We start from the raw sequence: 6,000 nt of genomic DNA, 5'->3' as shown, positions 1-6,000 counted from the left end.
AATCCCCCTGAAGCGTTGTCATTGCCTGTTTCCCTTCAAACGTCATTGGAGTTCCGTTAAAAAGCAAAATAGTTGCTACGATTACGGAAATAGGCAAAAGAATACGGGTACAGGACTTGATAAAGTAATTGTAAAAATTGCCCAGCGTTTCCGTTGTTCTTTCTTTTAATGCATTGAAAAGTACAGCAGCTGCAGCCAATCCGATTCCCGCAGAAACGAATTGAAGGAACATTAAAAACAACTGACTTAAATAACTGACTCCGGTTTCTCCGGAATAATGCTGCAGGTTGCAGTTTACTAAAAAGGAAATAATGGTGTTGAAAGCCAGGTCAGGCGTCATGTTGGGATTGTTATCTGGATTCAACGGCAACCAACCTTGACAGAGAAGCACAATCATTCCTAAAACAAACCAGACAACATTAATGGCAACCAACGCAACCATGTGCTGTTTCCAGTTCATTTCTTTTTTGGAATCGATACCGCTTATTTTATAAAATAGTTTTTCAATGGGCTGAAAAACTGGGTCCAAAAAAGTTTTTTGCCCTGAATATACTTTTGAAATGTATTTTCCTAACGGTATTGCCAGAAGCAGTGTCAGGACAAACATGGCTATAATTCCTGTAATTTCGGTATTCATGGTTTAAAATTTTTCAGGTTTAAGTAAGACGTAAACGATGTAGGCAAAAACAGCCAGAGCAATAATTAATAAGGCTATCATAATTTTAGATTTTATCGAAATAGTAGATGGAAACATAGAAAAGGGCAAAGCAGAGCAGCCCTGTGATGGTGAGAATGGCGACTATCATACTCCGGAAGCATTAATTTGTTTGACGTATTCTTTGTGAAGCGCAATTGGCAGTAGTCTCGATGTTTCCAACCGGTTTATTTCCATATAATGCGATACGGAAAACAGATAGACATTGGTAATTGCGTTTTTCATTTCGTTATTGCCCTTGATGAGCAATTCCTCGGCAAGTGCAAGGCATCTTTTGGTACGTGCCATTTTACCGAGCTGGAGGCTGCTGATGGTTATTTCGGCAAGGCGCTCCATTTTTTTGATTAGGCTATCATTGAAATTTCTCATAATGATTAAGATATTTTTGATGCCTTATGCCAAATTCAGAACCAATTTTTGGGCAAACTGTGTAAACCCTTTAGTATCTAGGAATTATATTTTTTTGGACTGTAACCAAAAAGAAAAACCCTATCAAAACGATAGGGTTGGTACTTTCAAAACGATAGGTATTTAATTTCTTTAAGAGCTAATCTCAAGCTTATATCCTTTGCCGCGTATAACAACGATATTGATGTTGGAGTCCAATTCCAATTTTTTTCTAAGTTTTGATATGAACATATCCAAACTGCGCCCCACAATAACACCTTCGTCTTCCCATATTTCTTTTTGCAAACGACTTCTTTCTATAGTTTCATTGGGTGATAATGCGAAAATAAGCAGTAGACGGGTTTCTGTTCCTGTTAAGTCTATTGTCTTTTCCGTTGTTGTCAGTTTCCGATTCTTAGCATCGAACAAAACCGAACCTAAAGTGAAGGTGTCGGTATCCTTACTGTCCGGTAATGTTTTTCGCTTTCGGGTTGTACCAGATTTTAAAAAAAGAAAACCAACCAATGCTAAAAACGGCAGGCCGGCCAAAAGATACCCATTCTTTGCTGTATTTATACCTGTTGGTTTGAATTTAATGTTGATTATGTAACATGCTTTGGGTTGTATTCTGCCTATACAGGGTATGTTGTCCTCTTTTCTGTTTTTGGATATGGCATATCCATAAGCTACATCGGAATTACCACAGTTTATGACATTAACAACATAATCGGATGTCAAAGGGTCATTAGCTAACAAACCCCGGGTTGTATTCGCCAGGGAGTCCGGTTGAAAACTAAATTCCTTTTCGAAACTAATCTGGTATTCATTTTCTGCAATCTTTTTTACCGGAAGAACTCTCGATACACTGTCTCCGGATTGTAAAAGTAGTTCATGTCCGATTTTGCGAAGCAAAACTTCCCTTCTGGCGATATTAAAATCGTCCTTATCCGCCATGCTGAAAGCTGCGAAGATTACTGAAATAAACGAAAGTAATATTAATCCAAACAGATACTTACGTTTCCCGGAGAAGAGATTTCGGCTATCAGACATACTATTTACGATTTATTTACAAAGGTTACATTTTAATTTACAATCTAACTCCCTCAAACCCAAAAATAACAAAGTAGTTTCGCTGAAACAATTTCAATAGGATATGAAAAATAAAAGAATGCTAATTAAAATTACAAAAAAATGAGAAAAGTTATTTATGCGCTGATTTTACCCCTGGTTGTGGTAAGCGGGTTCGTATTTGCTAATTGCGAAATCAAAAATGAAACTTCTAAAAAAGCAGTCTCAAAGCCACTTACTGCTGCTGAAGCGAAAGCCGAAAGGAAAAAATGGGAAGCTTCCCCTGATGGTATACAATACAAAAAATGGGAAACGTCACCCGAAGGTAAAAAAGTGTTTGCCAGTGCTGCTAAGATAAGAAGCTATATAAGTTATTCCGCCAATATGGAAGCTATTATAACCTCTCTTTCGCTTCCGCCAGGCTCCCGATTAGGTTTTGGAGTGATGGCCGGGATTAATGACGATTATTACATTCTCAGTTTTGGGTTGGAAAAGTCTAATGAATTTCAACAATTGCGGAGCCTGAAAGCTAACGACAAAATAATTATAAGAAGCCATTTTGTGTCATACGCACCTAAGTATGACTATCCAATTGTATCGGTCGACTATGTAGAACAAGATGGTAAAATAATTTACAAACGTGCCCCTCGCAAAGACGGCTGCTAAGTAAATGGAGCATACCTTGCCGGTAATATAATTTTTAGCTGATTTTGTATTCTTCCAGCTTTCTGTATAGTGTTGTCAAAGCAATATTCAGCAGTTTTGCGGTTTCGGTTTTGTTATGGTTCGTATAGTTCAATACTTTCTGGATATGGATTTTTTCGGCAGAAGCCAGAGAAAAAGCTGACAATAGAGGAGATTCTCCGGAAGTATTGGCTGTTTTTAACTGCTGTATTTCCATAGGAAGGCAATCGGTTGTCAGAATGGCTTCTGTTTCCAGAATAACGCTGCGTTCCAATACATTTTTTAGTTCACGTATATTTCCCGGCCAGGTATGCAATTTTAGTAACTGCACAAATTCATCAGATAGTGCCTTGATTTTTTTATTGGTTTTCAGTGAAAAGAAATTCAGAAAATGTTTGGCAAGCGGTTCAATATCAGTAACGCGTTCCCGCAAGGCAGGCAATTGGATTTGAAATACGGAAAGACGGTAGAACAAATCTTGCCTGAAATGCCCTGATTCTATTTCCTTAGGCAAATCTCTATTGGTAGCGGCTATAATCCGTACGTCAACTTTGGTAGGTTTGTTTTCACCTACTTTCAGGAATTCGCCATTTTCAATGACACGTAACAGTTTTGCCTGAAGGTCCAATGCCATTTCACCAACTTCATCTAAAAATATTGTTCCGCCATTGGCTTCCTCAAACAGTCCTTTTTTGTCTTTTGTAGCTCCGGTGAATGAACCTGCTATATGGCCGAACATTTCGCTTTCGAGCAAATCATGACTAAAAGCCGAACAGTTTATGGCCACAAAATTCTGATGTTTTCTTGAACTTGATTGATGGATAGCAGCTGCAAATACTTCTTTTCCTGTACCGGTTTCTCCGGTTAGCAGCACGGTAGTATCCGTAGGTGCTACTTTTTTAGCCAGATTGATGGATTGCAACAGCGATTTGGAATCGCCTATAATTCCGTCAAACGAAAGCTTATCTTCGAGTTTGGCTTCTAACTGGGCAATACGTTTTGTCAGGTTTGCCTTTTCAATAGCCCGATGAAGCAGCGGGATAATTTTATTATTATCATCACCTTTTACGATATAATCAAAAGCGCCATTTTTTATGGCCTGTACACCATCAGGAATGTTTCCGTATGCGGTAAGCAGAATCACTTCGGTTTGCGGTGATTTTTCTTTTATAGCTAGGGTCAGGTCAACACCATTTCCATCGGGAAGCTTGACATCGCAAAGCACAACATCAAAAGCATGCTGTTCTATCTTTTTTAGTCCGGATTTGCAGTCGCCGGCTTCAATGACTTCAAAACCTTCAAGACCGATAATCCGGGCCATGAGGCTTCTTAGTTTTTCTTCGTCGTCAATGATGAGAATTTTTTTCAAGCGAAAAAGGGAATAAGAGTTTAAGCAAAATTAGTGTTTTGCGGAATTGGTTTTGCAATAGGGTATAAATAAAAACAACCTGAAATTTCAGGTTGCTGTACTTTTATCTTGCTGTCTTTTTAGCAGTCGGCCATATTCACACTAATAGCCAGTCCGCCTTCTGATGTTTCTTTGTATTTCGTATTCATGTCTTTTGCGGTTTCCCACATAGTGTTGATTACCTTGTCTAAAGGAACTTTGGCATTTTTAGGGTCAGTTTCAAGAGCCAGTTCTGCTGCGTTGATGGCCTTAATGGCACCCATCGTATTTCTTTCAATACACGGAATCTGTACTAATCCCCCAATTGGGTCACAGGTCATTCCCAAATGGTGTTCCATGGCAATTTCTGCGGCCATAAGCACCTGTGCCGGACTTCCTCCCATTAACTCGCATAAGGCTCCTGCCGCCATAGCGGAAGAAACGCCTATTTCTGCCTGGCAACCTCCCATAGCGGCTGAAATGGTAGCTCCTTTTTTGAAAATACTGCCAATTTCTCCGGCTACCATAAGGAATTGCTTGATTTCTTTTTCTCCTGCCTGATGGTTTTCGATAACCATATAATACATCAACACGGCTGGAATAACTCCCGCACTTCCGTTAGTAGGAGCCGTTACGACTCTTCCCAAGGAGGCATTGACTTCATTGACAGCCAAAGCAAAACAGCTTACCCATTTCAGGATTTGGCGGAATTTTACTTCCGTTTTGCGGATAGTTTCCAACCATTCCTGTGGTGTACTGTAATTTGCCAGCCCGATAAGGTTCTGATGCATGTCAAAAGCCCTTCTTCGAACGTTTAATCCTCCGGGAAGGATGCCTTCGGAATGGCAACCAATATACATACACTCTAACATTGTATTCCAAATACGCATCAATTCGCTGTGGATGTTTTCCTCAGTACGCATTGATTTTTCGTTTTCATAAACGATTTCGGAAATGCTTTTATTTTCTTTGACTGTATAGTCGAGTAATTCTACCGCATTTTGTATTGGAAAAGGGAAAGCACATTTAATGATTTCCTTTTTAGCGGCATTTGTTCTTTCTTCCTTAACTACGAAACCGCCACCAATAGAATAGAATGTCGATTCGTATTCGCCATCCGGCGTATAGGCCGTAAATGTAAAACCGTTAGAATGGAAAGGCAGGAAGTTTTTATTAAATACGATATCCGTATCCATATCGAACGGAATCATTCTTTCGCCAGCCAAATGCAACTGCTTGTTTTTTCTTATTTCAGAAATGGTCTTGTCGATACTGTCAATAGGAATGTATTCCGGGTCTGCGCCGGTAAGCCCTAGCATAACCGCTAAATCAGTTGCATGGCCTTTTCCGGTTAGGGAAAGCGAGCCAAACAAATCTACTTTAATCCGGATTACTTTGCTTAATATATTTTCTTCACGAAGTTCATTCAAAAAACGTTCTGCACCACGCCAAGGCCCAAGAGTGTGGGAACTTGAGGGTCCGACGCCAATTTTAAGCATATCAAATACCGAGATACATTCTTCCATAATTATGAGAGGCAATTTTATGCAAATATATATTTTTTACGATTGCGAAAACGTTGTAAATTTATTAAATCTACAATAGTGGTGGGGCATAATTGCTCACCTCACAGAAATAGTGAAATAAGAGAACTCGATTTTGCGAATTCTTCGTTTTCTAACAAAATTTAGTATCCAAGTTAGTAACTTTTAAGTTCTAAAGGTTAATTTCCTACATTTGAAGCACAAACACTTAAACA

The 6,000-nt window shown here is 39.1% G+C and carries 7 protein-coding genes; 1 reads left to right on the top strand and 6 read right to left on the bottom strand.

Annotated elements, in window-relative coordinates:
* The 4 genes from BGO88_RS02205 to BGO88_RS02190 form a co-directional block, all read right to left on the bottom strand.
* The coding region (locus BGO88_RS02205; RefSeq protein ID WP_502686497.1) for a potassium-transporting ATPase subunit KdpA at positions 1–637 on the bottom strand (637 nt) is incomplete at its 3' end.
* A gap of 3 nt (positions 638–640) precedes the next feature.
* Positions 641–718 carry a K(+)-transporting ATPase subunit F gene (kdpF, locus tag BGO88_RS02200; protein ID WP_101472456.1) on the bottom strand — a complete coding sequence of 26 codons (78 nt, stop codon included), beginning with the start codon at positions 716–718 and terminating at the stop codon, positions 641–643.
* Between the two features lie 84 nt (positions 719–802).
* Positions 803–1,084, bottom strand: coding sequence for a DUF7674 family protein (locus BGO88_RS02195; RefSeq protein ID WP_056066617.1), 282 nt, complete (start codon positions 1,082–1,084; stop codon positions 803–805).
* Between the two features lie 171 nt (positions 1,085–1,255).
* Complete coding sequence (locus BGO88_RS02190) at positions 1,256–2,152, bottom strand: winged helix-turn-helix domain-containing protein (RefSeq protein WP_286705787.1); 897 nt, start codon at positions 2,150–2,152, stop codon at positions 1,256–1,258.
* Between the two features lie 141 nt (positions 2,153–2,293).
* On the opposite strand from BGO88_RS02190, the gene BGO88_RS02185 reads away from it, so the two are divergent.
* Positions 2,294–2,836: a hypothetical protein gene (locus tag BGO88_RS02185; RefSeq protein WP_286705786.1), complete on the top strand. Its 543-nt coding sequence runs from the start codon at positions 2,294–2,296 to the stop codon at positions 2,834–2,836.
* 34 nt (positions 2,837–2,870) lie between these two features.
* Here the strand turns inward: BGO88_RS02185 and BGO88_RS02180 are convergent, their stop codons facing one another.
* A complete protein-coding gene (locus tag BGO88_RS02180; RefSeq protein ID WP_286705785.1) occupies positions 2,871–4,223 on the bottom strand; it encodes a sigma-54-dependent transcriptional regulator in 1,353 nt (450 codons plus the stop codon).
* A gap of 119 nt (positions 4,224–4,342) precedes the next feature.
* The gene (locus BGO88_RS02175; RefSeq protein WP_286705784.1) at positions 4,343–5,767 is read right to left on the bottom strand and encodes an L-serine ammonia-lyase; all 1,425 of its coding nucleotides are present in this window, start codon (positions 5,765–5,767) and stop codon (positions 4,343–4,345) included.
* Positions 5,768–6,000 lie beyond the last annotated feature (233 nt).

Source organism: Flavobacterium sp. 38-13, assembly GCF_001899155.1.
GTDB classification, from domain to species: Bacteria; Bacteroidota; Bacteroidia; order Flavobacteriales; family Flavobacteriaceae; genus Flavobacterium; species Flavobacterium lindanitolerans.
Note: the sequence above shows the minus strand (reverse complement) of the source record. Positions and strands in the feature narration are given on the sequence as shown.

Coding starts and splice junctions, on each gene's coding strand:
- BGO88_RS02195 (WP_056066617.1), bottom strand. CDS start 1,084: ATGAGAAATTTCAATGATAGCCTAATCAAAAAAATGGAGCGCCTTGCC.
- kdpF (WP_101472456.1), bottom strand. CDS start 718: ATGATAGCCTTATTAATTATTGCTCTGGCTGTTTTTGCCTACATCGTT.
- BGO88_RS02190 (WP_286705787.1), bottom strand. CDS start 2,152: ATGTCTGATAGCCGAAATCTCTTCTCCGGGAAACGTAAGTATCTGTTT.
- BGO88_RS02175 (WP_286705784.1), bottom strand. CDS start 5,767: ATGGAAGAATGTATCTCGGTATTTGATATGCTTAAAATTGGCGTCGGA.
- BGO88_RS02185 (WP_286705786.1), top strand. CDS start 2,294: ATGAGAAAAGTTATTTATGCGCTGATTTTACCCCTGGTTGTGGTAAGC.